The sequence below is a fragment of the Klebsiella sp. CN_Kp075 genome (assembly GCF_040065055.2).
GTDB classification, from domain to species: domain Bacteria; phylum Pseudomonadota; class Gammaproteobacteria; order Enterobacterales; family Enterobacteriaceae; genus Klebsiella; species Klebsiella aerogenes.
Genome location: NZ_CM198050.1, coordinates 2,066,981 through 2,080,906, shown reverse-complemented (window position 1 = coordinate 2,080,906; position 13,926 = coordinate 2,066,981). Strand labels below are relative to the sequence as shown.

At 53.8% G+C, this 13,926-nt stretch carries 9 protein-coding genes; 3 read left to right on the top strand and 6 right to left on the bottom strand.

Annotated features, from left to right (window positions below; genetic code table 11):
- Positions 1–38 precede the first annotated feature (38 nt).
- The 6 genes from pflB to ABLV78_RS09930 all read right to left on the bottom strand — a co-directional run bounded on the left by pflB (position 39) and on the right by ABLV78_RS09930 (position 8,709).
- The gene (gene pflB / locus ABLV78_RS09955; RefSeq protein ID WP_047045227.1) at positions 39–2,333 is read right to left on the bottom strand and encodes a formate C-acetyltransferase; all 2,295 of its coding nucleotides are present in this window, start codon (positions 2,331–2,333) and stop codon (positions 39–41) included.
- Between the two features lie 32 nt (positions 2,334–2,365).
- On the bottom strand, positions 2,366–3,574 hold the full coding sequence (tdcD, locus tag ABLV78_RS09950) for a propionate kinase (protein WP_047045230.1): 1,209 nt from the start codon (positions 3,572–3,574) through the stop codon (positions 2,366–2,368).
- Positions 3,575–3,602: 28 nt separating this feature from the next.
- A complete protein-coding gene (gene tdcC / locus ABLV78_RS09945; protein WP_045390456.1) occupies positions 3,603–4,934 on the bottom strand; it encodes a threonine/serine transporter TdcC in 1,332 nt (443 codons plus the stop codon).
- Positions 4,935–4,955: 21 nt separating this feature from the next.
- A complete protein-coding gene (tdcB, locus tag ABLV78_RS09940) occupies positions 4,956–5,945 on the bottom strand; it encodes a bifunctional threonine ammonia-lyase/L-serine ammonia-lyase TdcB (RefSeq protein WP_045376007.1) in 990 nt (329 codons plus the stop codon).
- A 95-nt stretch (positions 5,946–6,040) separates the two neighbouring features.
- Entirely contained in the window at positions 6,041–6,979 is a 939-nt protein-coding gene (tdcA, locus tag ABLV78_RS09935; RefSeq protein ID WP_045390453.1) for a transcriptional regulator TdcA, read from the bottom strand.
- A gap of 584 nt (positions 6,980–7,563) precedes the next feature.
- A complete protein-coding gene (locus tag ABLV78_RS09930; protein WP_047045238.1) occupies positions 7,564–8,709 on the bottom strand; it encodes an MFS transporter in 1,146 nt (381 codons plus the stop codon).
- Between the two features lie 91 nt (positions 8,710–8,800).
- Here ABLV78_RS09930 and ABLV78_RS09925 point away from each other — a divergent pair, with 91 nt between their 5' ends.
- From ABLV78_RS09925 to ABLV78_RS09915, 3 genes are all read left to right on the top strand, one after another.
- A complete protein-coding gene (locus tag ABLV78_RS09925; protein ID WP_045390448.1) occupies positions 8,801–9,571 on the top strand; it encodes an AraC family transcriptional regulator in 771 nt (256 codons plus the stop codon).
- A 122-nt stretch (positions 9,572–9,693) separates the two neighbouring features.
- Complete coding sequence (locus ABLV78_RS09920) at positions 9,694–11,427, top strand: alpha,alpha-trehalase (RefSeq protein WP_045390445.1); 1,734 nt, start codon at positions 9,694–9,696, stop codon at positions 11,425–11,427.
- A gap of 221 nt (positions 11,428–11,648) precedes the next feature.
- Positions 11,649–13,769, top strand: a complete 2,121-nt coding sequence (locus ABLV78_RS09915) for a TonB-dependent siderophore receptor (RefSeq protein ID WP_059355871.1) — start codon at positions 11,649–11,651, stop codon at positions 13,767–13,769.
- The last annotated feature ends 157 nt before the right edge of the window (positions 13,770–13,926 follow it).

Below are 13,926 nucleotides of genomic sequence, written 5' to 3'. Positions count from 1 at the left end.
GATAAAAATGGGGCGACCATTATCGTCGCCCCGTTGCGTTACAGCGCCTGGGTGAAGGTTCGCGAAATGACATCCTGCTGCTGTTCGTGGGTTAGCGCATTAAAGCGCACCGCATAGCCAGAGACGCGGATGGTCAGGTTCGGATAATTTTCCGGATGAGCTATGGCGTCCAGCAGCATCTCGCGGTTCATCACGTTGACGTTCAGATGCTGGCCGCCCTCGATCCGTTCTTCGTGGTGGAAGTAGCCATCGAGCAGACCGACAAGGTTGGTTTGCCGGACGCTCGCCTCTTTGCCTAACGCCGCCGGGACGATCGAGAAGGTATAAGAGATTCCATCCTTCGCGTAGGTGAACGGCAGCTTAGCCACGGAAGTCAACGAAGCGACCGCCCCTTTGCGATCGCGGCCATGCATCGGGTTGGCCCCCGGCGCAAACGGCGTACCGGCGCGGCGGCCATCCGGGGTATTACCGGTTTTCTGGCCGTACACCACGTTTGAGGTAATCGTCAGGATCGACTGCGTGGGCACCGCGTTACGGTACGTCGGCAACACCTTAATTTTCTTCATAAAGCGTTCAACGAGATCGCAGGCAATACTATCGACGCGCTGATCGTTATTGCCGTACTGGGGATAATCGCCTTCAATCTCAAAATCGATCGCCAGGCCGCTGTCGTCGCGGATGGGTTTCACCTTCGCGTGCTTAATAGCCGAAAGCGAATCCGCCGCCACCGACAGCCCGGCAATCCCGCAGGCCATAGTGCGGTATACGTCGCGGTCGTGCAGCGCCATCAGCGAGGCTTCATAACTATATTTATCGTGCATGTAATGAATGATGTTCAGCGCGCTGATGTACTGCACCGCCAGCCAATCCATAAAATGATCGAGGCTGGCCATCACTTTGTCGTAATCCAGCACCTCATCCATCAGCGGCGCGGTTTTCAGCCCGACCTGGATTTTGAGTTTCTCATCCACCCCGCCATTGATTGCGTACAGCAGCGTTTTGGCGAGGTTGGCGCGCGCGCCGAAGAACTGCATCTGTTTGCCGATGACCATCGGGCTGACGCAGCAGGCAATAGCGTAATCATCACTGTTGAAATCGGCGCGCATCAGGTCATCGTTTTCATACTGCAGCGAGGAAGTGACGATCGAGACCTGGGCGGCATATTTCTTAAAGGCAATCGGCAGCGCTTCCGACCACAATACGGTAAGGTTGGGTTCCGGCGCCGGGCCCATGGTGTGCAGCGTATGCAGATAGCGGAAGGAGTTTTTAGTCACCAGCGTGCGGCCATCCAGCCCCATCCCGCCAATCACTTCGGTTGCCCAGATAGGATCGCCGGAGAACAGCGTGTCGAATTCCGGCGTACGCAGGAAACGCACCATGCGGATCTTCATAATGAAATGGTCGATCAGTTCCTGGGCCTGTTGTTCATTGAGGATCCCGGCGTGGAAGTCGCGCTCGATATAGATATCGAGGAAAGAGGCGGTACGCCCCAGCGACATCGCGCCGCCGTTTTGCGATTTCACCGCCGCCAGATAGGCGAAGTACAACCACTGTACCGCTTCCTGAGCGTTGCGCGCCGGGCGGGAGATATCGCAGCCGTATTTCGCCGCCATCTCCTGCATTTGCAGCAACGCGCGGCGGTGTTCCGCCAGCTCTTCACGCAGACGAATAGTGGCTTCCAGATCCTGCCCGCGCTCCAGCGTTGCCTGCAGATCGGCAAACTGCAGTTCACGTTCACGCACCAGATAGCGGATGCCGTATAGCGCCACGCGGCGGTAGTCGCCAATGATACGCCCGCGGCCATAGCCATCCGGCAGACCGGTCAGCACGCCGGATTTACGGCAGCGCAGCATATCCGGCGAATAAGCGTCAAATACCCCCTGATTGTGGGTTTTACGCAGCTCGGTGAACAGATATTCAAACTGGCTATCCATTTCCCGGCCATAGGCATCAAACGAGCTTTTAATCATTTTAATGCCGCCAAACGGATGCAGCGCGCGCTTGAGCGGTTTATCCGTTTGCAAGCCGACTATTTTTTCCAGCGATTGCTCAATATAGCCGGCATCGTGAGCGGTAATGGTGGTGGCGATATTAGTATCAAAATCAACCGGCGCGTGGGTGGCGTTCTCTACGCGAATGCCGGCCATGACTTTTTGCCACAGCGCGGTCGTCGCCGGCGTCGCCTCAGCAAGGAATGATTCATCTCCGGTATATGGCGTATAGTTGTGCTGAATAAAATCACGGACATTAATTTCTTCTTTCCAGTCCGTACCTTTAAATCCGTGCCATGCTTCGGCGTACAGCATATCGCTGGTATCGATATTTACCTTCATGAAAATAATCTCTCTACAGGACCACAACGTAATTAAGCAAATTCCAGGGATGCATTAATTTTGCCTAAATGAATAGCATCGAGCGCAATCATCTTCTCTTCATTGGTGGGTATGACTGCAGATATCACTCGTGCCTCGCGGGAAGAAATAATGCGTTCGCCGGCGGAGTTGGGTTGTTTATTTAGCGCATCATTCAGGCTGACGCCGAATACCGCTAAATGCTCAATCACCAGTTGGCGGATTAATACCGAATTTTCGCCGATACCGCCGGTAAAAATAATCGCGTCAAGGCGGCGTAGCGAGGCGGCATGGCCGGCAATGTGGCGGGCAATACGATGCACAAAGGTTTTAATCGCCAACCGCGCGCGTTCATGCCCCTCATGCCAGGCTTTTTCCAGCACCCGCAGGTCGGATGACAATCCGGATATCCCCAGCAGGCCGGACTCCTTATTCACCACGCGCTCCAGATCGCTGAGCGTCTGGTTAGTTTCGCCGGCGATCCACGCCATCGCGCCAAAATCGACATCCCCGCTGCGGGTGCCCATCATCAGGCCTTCCAACGGCGTCATGCCCATCGAGGTATCCACGCTGCGGCCGTTGCGTACCGCGCAAATCGACGCCCCGTTGCCAAGATGAGCAATGACCAGCCCGCTATCCTGCTCGGGTAAATCAAGCAACGCCAGCGCGCGCTGAGTCACATAACGGTGCGAGGTGCCGTGGAAACCATAGCGGCGCACGCCCAGTCGCTGGTAATAGTCCCACGGCAGGCCGTAAAGAAATGCTTCTGGCGCCAGCGTCTGATGAAAGCTGGTATCAAAGACCGCTACCTGCTGTACGCCCGGGAATAACTGCTGAGCTGATTCAATACCGCTGAGATTGGCGTAATTATGCAGCGGCGCCAGCGGCGACACCTGGCGAATATTGTCGATAACTTCATCGGTAATTATCGCCGATTCGGTAAATATGCTGCCGCCGTGCGCGATACGGTGGCCAATTAACGCCACGCTATCCATTAAATCACGCTTTTCTAATTCAAATGCGATCGCCTTCAATGCGCCTTCATAGCTGCGGTGAGCCAGCTTAGCCGGCTCTCCCCCATTTATTGACAGGAACGCATCTTCAGAATTAATGCCATCTGCAATACCAGCCATTAATACTTCACAGCTGGCGGCATCAAGTACTGAAAATTTAATTGAAGACGAGCCGCAGTTAATGACCAGTACTACCGGATATTCATTCATGTCATCACTCCGCTCGTCCTGAGCTTAATTAAAACAGTTTGTAAACGATGTTCAGAATGGTCAGCAGACCGATTACCGTGACGAAGACGTTGTCCAGGCGGCCGCGATATTTCGCCAACGATGGCGCTTTACGGATGGCGTACATCGGCAGCAGGCACAGCAGCGAGGCAATAATCGGCGCGCCCATCGCTTCAATCAGGTCGAGAATGTTCGGGTTGGCGTAGGCGACAATCCACGTTGAGCCCATGATAAAAATCATGCTGATGGTGTTGAGCTTGCCGCTGGAAACGCGGGTTTTATCGCCTTTGTAACCAAACTTCAGCACCAGACCGTTCAGGCCTTCCAGCGTGCCGAGGTAGTGTCCGAAGAAGGATTTGAAAATCGCCACCAGCGCGATGATTGACGCGCCATATTCAAGCACCGTGGCAAAGGTGGATTTGGTGCCGGACAGCGAGGCGAAGTGGTTCGCCAGGTACGAGAGCACCGGGATATTCTGCGCTTTGGCATCCGCCATATTCTGCGGCGACAGGGTAAACAGGCAGCTGAAGGCGAAGAACATTACCACGGCCACCATCAGCATGCTGGCGCGAGAGATAATCTGTGAACATTTGCGCTCGGTGAACTCGCGACCAAAGTCTTTTTCATACTCTTCGCGCTTGGAAACCACGAATGAAGAGACAATTGGCGAGAAGTTAAACGAGAACACCATAATCGAAATACCCAGCCAGACGGTCACCAGAATACCATCGTGACCGGTCAGCGAGATCTCGCTTAAATTCACCTGATCGATAACCGCGGAGTTCCAGTAAGGGATCAGCGACAGAGAAATCAGCACCAGGCTGGCGATAAACGGCCATACCAGATAGCTCATTACCTTCACCATCAGATCTTTACCGAACCAGATGACAAACGCCATCAGCAGCAGCAGGAACAGCGCGACAAAACCGCGGTTCAGCGCCGGCAGCTGCAGCTGGTTTTCCCAGAAGGTCATAAAGGTATTGGTGATCGTCACGCCGTAAATCCACAGCAGCGGGCAAATCGCGAAGAAATAAAGGAAAGTAATCACCACCCCGCCGGTTTTACCAAAGTGCTCCTCTACCGTTTCAGTGATGTTGCCGGAAGGATTTGAGCCGGAAAGGCACAGCCGGGCCAGCGCCCGATGGCAATAGAAGGCGATCGGGTAGGCCAGCACTAACATCAGTAAGATGGGGATCAGGCCGCCGAAACCGGCGCGGATCGGGAAGAATAATACCCCGGCGCCAATGGCGGTGCCGAATAAGCCCAGGGTCCAGGTGGTGTCCGATTTGCGCCAGGACGACTCTTTTGTCTGGCTGGATACAATGCTATCTGTAGTACTCATATCCTTTCCTCATCAAAAAGATTAAGCGTCAACTAAACCAGTAATTTGCGATACGCGAGACAGGTCGATATTGCCGCCGGAAATAATGCTGACGGTTTTTCGGTTTTGAATATAGCTGTCCAGCTTACCGCTTAATAATGCGGCACAGGCTAACGCCCCGGCCCCTTCGGTAATCACTTTATTGCGTTGAATAAGTGCGACCATACTGTTGCGAATTTCGTCTTCGCTGACCAGCACAATATCGTCAACTAATTCACGAACGATCTGATAAGTAATATTTCCCGGGCGAGAAACGTCGCAACCGTCAGCCAGGGTGGCATTATTGCGATGATTGGTGATTTCTCCGGCGTAATACGAGGCCGCCATGCCGTGAACGTTTTCAGACTGCACGCCAATAATACGAATGGTCGGGTTGATCGATTTAATCGCCACCGCGATACCGGCAATTAAACCGCCACCGCCAATCGGTACAATAACGTTATCGACATCATATAAATCCTCCATGATTTCCAGACCAATAGTCCCCTGGCCGGCTATCACTTTCGGATCGTCGTATGGTGGAATAAATATCCGCCCTTCCATTTCAACAATTTCGCTGACTTTGGCGATGGTGTCGTTAAAATTATCGCCATGTAGCACCACTTCCGCCGAATAGTCGCAGGTGGCGGCCACTTTTGATTTTGGCGCGCCTTTCGGCATCACCACTTTACCGTCGATGCCGAGCATAGCGCAGGAGAGCGAAACGCCCTGCGCATGGTTACCGGCGGAACACGCCACCACGCCTTTGCGCTTTTCCGCATCAGTCAGCGAACTGAGTTTATTAAACGCGCCGCGAATTTTAAAAGAACCGGTGCGCTGCATATTTTCAAACTTAAGGAAGATTTCGCCTTTGCATCGTTCGCTGAAATAATTCGAACGCGGCATCCCCGTTTTATATATTTTACCTGCCAATCTTTTTTTCGCTTCGAGGATATCTTCAATAGCAACTGGAAGATCGTATGTAATATGCATGAGAACCTCTTAACCTGGAATTAAACAAATAGCGTTAATGGGCAGCGACTGATAAATAAATCGCAGCTTAAGTTTCAATCAATATAAAAAGACAGTTAATCTACGGTGATTAATTGTCGTCGTCGGCAACCGCTATGGGCTGAATATTCTTTCGCTAATTCAACTAACGCCGAGGCCGCACTTTTAATGCGATAATTCTTCGACCATACCGCAGCATAATGCGCTACCGGTAATGCGTCCTCGACAGGAATAGTAATAAATTGATTAGAGCCAAATGGTGCGGTCATATCACACGGAATAACCGTCAGGAAATCAGCATTGAGAACAAGATTATAAATAGTAACGACAGAGTCTGTTTTAACGATGTTTTCATTGTTGATGCCGCTGCGTTGAAGCGTGGCGAGGAGTTCACTGTAGTAACCCATATTGGTTTGCGGCAATACCCACTGTTCGTGCTGTAACGATGCCAGCGTGGCACTGCCGCTCCGCGTTCGCGATTTGCTGGCCACCAGGACGAATTCCGATTCAAATAGCGGTTCGACATGTAGATCGTGCAGCTTCATTTCATCGCTCAGCGTGCCGATGGCGAAATCGAGACGACCATCACGGATCGCCGGCAGGAACGAAGAAAGCTGCGCTTCATACATCGAGACCTGTGCTTTTGGATATAATTTTTTGAATTTATGGATCATATCCGACATAAACGTGAAGCCGATTAGCGACGGGAAACCAAACGAGACGTCAACGACTGTGCTGCAGGTCATACTGTGCATTTCGTTAACCATATTTTTCATTTCACGGGTAATCGACTCCGACCAGGTCAACAGCACCTGCCCGGCTTCAGTCAAAGTTACACCGGTATTTTTACGGACAATGAGCTCGGTACCGAAATAGTCTTCAATATCATTAATTGTTTTACTGACTGCAGGTTGAGTTAATCCTAATTCTTTCGCTGCTGAACCAATCGAACCACTTCTGATCACCTCCTGGAATACAACCAGGTGCTGAGTTTTAGGGAGCGGAATAGTATTCATATTGGTTATCCACGTTAATGACTTTGTTGACGGCGGGAAGTGTATCAAATGATGATCTGGTGGTTGTGTGAGACCACTCACAAAGCCCTTTCACCTATAATCAACCTTATCCAAAAAACAAATTAAAACACTTAAAATCAATAAGTTAAAATAAAAAACATGAAATTAATCATGATTTTAGTCAAAGAAATATGAGGGGATAAAAAATATTTATGGGGATAAAAAAGGTTAATTTTTAAGCTAAAAATGAGCGAGCAAAGGGTAATTTTCAAGCAATAAAAGGAGGCATTTCACATTAATTTCTGTTTAAACCTCAGGTGTAAACAATCAAATAAAATGAGAAAACTGTATTTATTTCGATTCATTACGGGATGAGGTCACAATTTTTCACGTTATTTGTATGTAAAGATATATTTCATTAATTTAGCTGAAAACAAAAACAAACAATTGATTATCATTACCAACATTATTTTAACCTCATTTTTTGGCTATTTTATAGCAGGTAATTCCTTGATTAAAATCAATATCGATTTTTCATCCAGTCACATACCTGCCAAGCAGTGATTTGTGCTAATCATCACAAATCAGGAAAACTCATCATCCATGTGCCGCAGATAACGCCAACCGGTAAGCGCACTCACCGCCGCACAGATCGCTAACGTGATACCCAAGGATTCCCCCCAACCCACAATTGCCAGCCCCAAGCCGATAATCAAATAATAGGCCAGGCCAAGCAGCGCCCCGGCACTACCGCGGCAATCGCCGTAATCGCTAAGCGCCGTACCCAGCACCACGGGGATCGCCATGGCATAGGCTGTCGCTACCCCCATCATCGGTAGCAAAAAGAGCCATGAATGTGTTAACAGGCCAACGCCTGCGCTGGCGAGCAATAACAGAAGACCGGCACAAATAAATATGTGCTGCTGCCCCGCTCCACGTCGTAGCAACAGACGATTCCCCTGCGCGCCGGCTAACGCTCCCGCGGCCAGCGCCATACCGCTGTAGCCAAAAGCCCGCGCATCCAGCCCCAGGCGGGCAAAAAGGAACGGCCCCTGGCTGTAGTAGCTGAACAAACCGATATTCAATGCCGCCACCAGCGCCACCGCTAAACGGATTTTTGTATCCACCATCATGCGCAGTAATAGCGGCCAGAGCGCCTGATTTGCCGTTCGCGACGGCCGGGTTTCCGGCATTACCGCCGCGCACAGCAGCAATAGCGTCGCCGCCAGCAACGCCAGGGCGCTAAACACGCCATACATCCCCCACCACCCCGCCAGCACGCCGCCAGAATAGACGCCAATTGCTGGGCTGATAGCCAGCGCCATGCCCACGAAGGAAAAAATCGCCGCCAACTGCCGACCTTCAAACGCATCGCGCAACACCGTTTGCCCAACCACCGACCCGATAGCCGCGCCGAAAGCCGCCAGGATGCGAGCCGCCAGCAATACGCCAAAATTTGGCGCCGCCAGCGCCAGCATGCAGCCTGCGGTATACACCGCCAGACCGAGCAATAACGCCGGCCGCCGTCCACGCCGGTCGCTGAACCAGCCCCAGAACAGCACACCGATGGCAAAGCCGATGAAATAGACCGCCAGCGTCTGCGCCGCATCAGCGGCGCTAACGGAAAAATGGGCGCTGATATCAGTCAGCGCCGGGCTATAGATAGTTTCCGCGATTTGCGGAAACATGAGTAATGCGGTAACCAGCGCCATCGCCGAACGACTTAACATATCAATCTCCCTCATCAGAGGCGCCATTGTAGGGAGCGGCAAAATCGGCGATTATAAATATAATGACACTTAACATCGAGAATCAGACATTATGGCCTGGCTCAGCGCGGATGCATCCTTTGACCCTGATATATTCAATGCGCCGCTGATTGGCGTGCAAGCGACCCTTAACGGCGATCATGACGATGGTCTGCATCAACATCAAATGGGACAGATGCTATTTACCCGTCAGGGCTGCATCCGGCTGACGCTGAACGACGGCGCGCTATTGTGTATGTTGCCGCCGACCCGCGCGGCGTGGATCCCCGCAGGCGTCACCCACCGCGCCGAAATGCAGCACATCGTTGATTACCGTTCGGTATGGTTCGCCAATGACTCATACCCGCAGTTGCCCCGTCAGCCTGCGATCCTCAACGTTACGCCGCTGCTGCGCGAGCTACTGGAACGCATCAGCGCCAGCCCCTGGGATACCGACTGGCGACAGGGCCCGGCCCTGCACCTGGCGGCGCTTTGCGTGGCGGAAATCGGCGCGGCAAAACATGAACCGATGATGCTAACGCTGCCGCAGGATAAACGCCTGCGTCATCTCAACGGCCATGAGCAACCGCCGCTACTTCAACAACTGGCGGCGCAATGCGGCGCCGGAGAAAAGACCATCAGCCGCCTGTTTCAGCGCGAAACCGGCATGTCATATCAGCAGTGGCGCCAGCAGTGGCGGCTGATGAAAGCCGTAGAATTGCTGTCCTGCGGCCAGCGCATCACGGATGTCGCCCAGGCGCTGGAGTTTGCCAGCGATAGCGCCTTCATCTACTTCTTCCGTACTCAGACCGGCAAAACGCCGGGACAATATGTCGCCAGGTAAATACTCTGTTTTCGGCCAAAATGTTAACTCCAGCACGCGAGGCGGCCGATATTCGGCTAAGGTTTTCTGATGGCCGTTCGCAGTGGCGCGAAGTCAGCAAAACGTAAAATGGAGAATTATCGATGACGAGATCGGTTCTACGTCGCCCGGAAACCCTGACCCACCTTATTCAACTGGCGCTGGGAGGCGCAATGTTAAGCCTGGCGACATTCGCCGCGCAGGCAGATGACAACACCTCCCCGGTGCCGCAATCGCCTGATGAACTTTTAGGTCCGCTATTTAACGACGTGCAAAGCGCGAAACTCTTCCCTGACCAAAAAACCTTCGCTGATGCGGTCCCGAATAGCGATCCGCTAATGATCCTTGCCGACTATCGGATGCAAAAAGGTCAGGCCAGCTTCGATCTGCGCCATTTCGTCGAGATCAACTTCACCCTGCCGCGTGATAACGATCAATACGTGCCGCCGAAAGGGCAAACCCTGCGTCAACACATTGATGGGCTATGGCCGGTGCTAACCCGCAGCACCGTCGAGGTCGAGAAGTGGGATTCGCTGCTGCCGCTACCGAAACCTTATGTGGTGCCCGGTGGACGCTTCCGCGAAGTCTATTATTGGGATAGCTATTTCACCATGCTGGGCCTCGCCGAAAGCGGGCACTGGGATAAAGTGGAAGACATGGTGGCCAATTTTGCCGCCGAGATTGACCGCTGGGGGCATATTCCAAACGGCAACCGCAGTTACTATCTGAGCCGTTCGCAACCGCCGTTCTTTTCCTTTATGGTTGAGCTGCTGGCCAGCCACGATGGCGATCGGGCGCTAAAGACCTGGCTGCCGCAGATGGAAAAAGAGTATCGCTACTGGATGGAAGGCGCCGATGCGCTGACGCCCGGCAACGCGAATAAACGCGTGGTACGTCTGGAAGATGGCGCGCTGCTTAACCGCTACTGGGATGATAACGATACGCCTCGCCCGGAGTCCTGGCTTGACGACGTGACAACCGCCAAAAACAATCCTAACCGCCCGGCCACCGAAATCTATCGTGACCTACGTTCCGCCGCGGCCTCCGGATGGGACTTCAGTTCTCGCTGGATGGATAATCCGCAGCAGCTGGGGACTATCCGCACCACCAGCATCATTCCGGTCGACCTCAATGCGCTGATGTTCCACATGGAGAAAACCATTGCCCGCGCCAGTAAAGCCGCAGGCGACAGCGCTAAAGCCGGACAGTACGACGCGCTGGCGAATGCCCGCCAGAAGGCGCTGGAAAAATATCTGTGGAACGATAAAGAGGGCTGGTATGCCGATTACGATCTGAAGAGCCATAAAGTCCGCAATCAGCTGACCGCCGCGGCGCTGTTCCCGCTGTACGTCAAAGCGGCCTCCAGCGAACGTGCCGCGAAGGTAGCCGCCGCCGCCGAAAGCCGCCTGCTGAAGCCCGGCGGGCTTACCACCACCACGGTCAATAGCGGCCAACAGTGGGATGCGCCAAACGGCTGGGCGCCGCTGCAGTGGGTGGCGGTGGAAGGTCTGCAGAACTATGGTCAGAAAAAGGTGGCCATGGACGTCACCTGGCGCTTCCTCAGCAACGTCCAGCACACCTATGACAGCAAGCAGAAGCTGGTTGAGAAATATGACGTGAGTTCGACGGGTACCGGCGGCGGCGGCGGAGAGTATCCTCTGCAGGACGGCTTTGGCTGGACCAACGGCGTGACGTTAAAGATGCTCGACCTGGTTTGCCCGCAAGATAAACCGTGCGATGCGCTGCCGGCAACCCGCCCGGCGCAGGCAGAAATCACCGCTGGCAAGCAGCCCGCCGCGAACGATGCCGTGGCGGCTGCGGAGAAAAAAGCCCAGTAATCCCCTGCGCGCGGCGATATCTTCGCCGCGCTTTTTCCATCGACGTAACCCCATCATCCGCCGACAGCCAGCAAAATGTCTACTTGCTCTGAGGAGGACTATTTTGCTTGATCATGCAAAAGCAAACGATAATAATTCGCATTATTTTTAACGAAAAAGCATTTCGTTTATTTCCGCGGCGGCGCACAGGAGTGCCAGACCGCGCTATTCAGGATTATGGCATGATCTCCTCTGTTAATTTTAAGCGCTCCGCGCTGGTGTGCGCCCTCGCGGCCGCCTTCCCTCTCGCCGCTCAGGCGCAAGATACCCTGATCGTGACCGCGCAACCTGACGACTCCGCCAGCGCGCAAACTCAAGGCTATAGCGCCAAAACGTCAACCGGCGCCACGAAAACCGACCAGCCGTTGATTACTACCGCCCAGTCGGTATCGGTGATCACCCGCCAGCAGATCGCCGATCAGGGCGCCGATACCGTAAGCCAGGCCCTACAGTATACGCCGGGGGTTTATTCCAGTTTTGGCGGCGGCGCGACGCGCTTTGATACCATCTCGCTGCGCGGCTACCACGGCGGCGACGTTGATAACCTGTTCCTTGACGGCATGCGCCTGATGAGCGACGGCGGCAGCCATAACGTACTGCAGATCGACCCATGGTTTATTGAACGCGTCGACGTCATCCGCGGCCCCTCTTCCGCCCTTTATGGCCAAAGCGTGCCGGGCGGGGTGGTCAATTTGACCTCCAAACGGCCGCAGTTCAGCCAGCAGGGGCACTTTCGCCTGACCGGCGGCACGCAAAATACTAAGGGCGCGGCCTTCGACTACACCGATGCCATTAATGACCAGTGGGCCTGGCGGCTCATCGGCATGACCCGCAGCAGCGATACGCAGTATGATCATACCCGCGAAGAGCGCTATGCGATTTCGCCTTCCTTGCTGTGGCAACCGGATAGCGATACTTCGCTGCTGTTGCGCGCCTACCTGCAAAAAGATCCCTCCGGCGGCTACCACGGCTCTCTGCCGCTGGATGGTACCCGTTATGCGCACAACGGCCGTAAGCTCTCACCCAGCACCAATGAAGGCGATCCGGGCGATGGCTACCAGCGCCGCGAGCAAATCTACAGCTATGAATTCAACCACCAGTTCAGCGATGTCTGGTCGGCTTACTCCGCGGGCAGCTATACCCATACGAATGTCTCGCTGGATCAGGTTTATCAGGTTGGCTGGGTGGGTGACAGCGACATGCTTTCCCGCGGCTACAGCGGTTCCCGCGGGTCGCTGGACGGCTGGTCAACCGATAACCGCCTGCGCGCCGATTTCGCGACCGGCGAAGTGGCGCATACGTTAATCCTCGGCGCTGAGTATCATCGCTTCCGCAACGATTTATGGACCGGAGCCGGCGGCGCGGCGCCGCTTAACCCCTTTACCGGCTATACGCCGCAAACCGGGCATACCATCACCTACAGCGATAAAAATAATCGCCGTTATTACCAGACCGGGCTTTATCTGCAGGATGAAATGGTGTGGAATCGTTGGCACTTTGACGTTTCCGGACGCTACGACCGCATCGTTTCACAACAGGTTAGCGACACTTCAGGCACGTCAAACCGCCGCTCCGACGATCACATCAGCGGCCGCGCCTCGCTGCTGTACGCGCTCGATAATGGCCTTTCGCCCTACTTAAGCTACAGCCAGGCGATTACCCCGGCGATGCTGCCGGGCGCCGATGGTACGTTATTAAAACCCACCACCGCCGAACAGGTGGAGGCCGGCTTGAAATTCCAGCCGCCGGGCAGCAGCGATTTGTATAGCATCGCGATTTACGATTTGATGCAAAAAGATGTCGCCACCCGCGATCCGAACATCGCCACCGCCACCTATATTCCCGCCGGGAAAGTGCATTCACAGGGCGTAGAGCTGGAAGCGCATAACCAGATTACGCCGCAATTGAGCACGATTGCCTCTTATACCTGGAATCGCCTGCGCTTTCAGGACACGAAAGACGGCACCGATAATAATACCCCTCAGCTGACGCCGGATCAGATGGCCTCATTCTGGGCGCGCTATCAATTGCCGGCGGGCATCACCCTTGGCGCGGGTGTGCGCTATATCGGTAAGCAGTGGGCCGATGACGCCAATACCGAGCGTTTACCGTCAGTCACCCTGATAGATGCGATGGCGCGCGCCGACCTCGGGGCATGGTCAACGGCGATGAAAGGCGCCTATATTCAGGTTAATGCGAATAATATCGGCGATCGCGAGTATATTTCCGGCTGCTACGGTACCGGCAACTGTTACTGGGGGGCTGAGCGTAGCGTCACGGCAACCGTGGGCTACGATTTTTAATTTACCTCGTAAACATAAGCCTCCTGAAATAAGTCGGAGGCTTAATTTCATAAACCACATAAATATCTGATCAGTGCTTTTTAATGAAAGCCGCCAGGCAAACTAAATTTATTGTTTAACCAGAACCACCCTATTAAACTAGCTACTATTCTGGTAA

What these genes read in the sequence shown, in the direction of transcription:
- pflB (WP_047045227.1), bottom strand. Translation starts at nt 2,333, where the DNA reads ATGAAGGTAAATATCGATACCAGCGATATGCTGTACGCCGAAGCATGG.
- tdcD (WP_047045230.1), bottom strand. Translation starts at nt 3,574, where the DNA reads ATGAATGAATATCCGGTAGTACTGGTCATTAACTGCGGCTCGTCTTCA.
- tdcC (WP_045390456.1), bottom strand. Translation starts at nt 4,934, where the DNA reads ATGAGTACTACAGATAGCATTGTATCCAGCCAGACAAAAGAGTCGTCC.
- tdcB (WP_045376007.1), bottom strand. Translation starts at nt 5,945, where the DNA reads ATGCATATTACATACGATCTTCCAGTTGCTATTGAAGATATCCTCGAA.
- tdcA (WP_045390453.1), bottom strand. Translation starts at nt 6,979, where the DNA reads ATGAATACTATTCCGCTCCCTAAAACTCAGCACCTGGTTGTATTCCAG.
- ABLV78_RS09930 (WP_047045238.1), bottom strand. Translation starts at nt 8,709, where the DNA reads ATGTTAAGTCGTTCGGCGATGGCGCTGGTTACCGCATTACTCATGTTT.
- ABLV78_RS09925 (WP_045390448.1), top strand. Translation starts at nt 8,801, where the DNA reads ATGGCCTGGCTCAGCGCGGATGCATCCTTTGACCCTGATATATTCAAT.
- ABLV78_RS09920 (WP_045390445.1), top strand. Translation starts at nt 9,694, where the DNA reads ATGACGAGATCGGTTCTACGTCGCCCGGAAACCCTGACCCACCTTATT.
- ABLV78_RS09915 (WP_059355871.1), top strand. Translation starts at nt 11,649, where the DNA reads ATGATCTCCTCTGTTAATTTTAAGCGCTCCGCGCTGGTGTGCGCCCTC.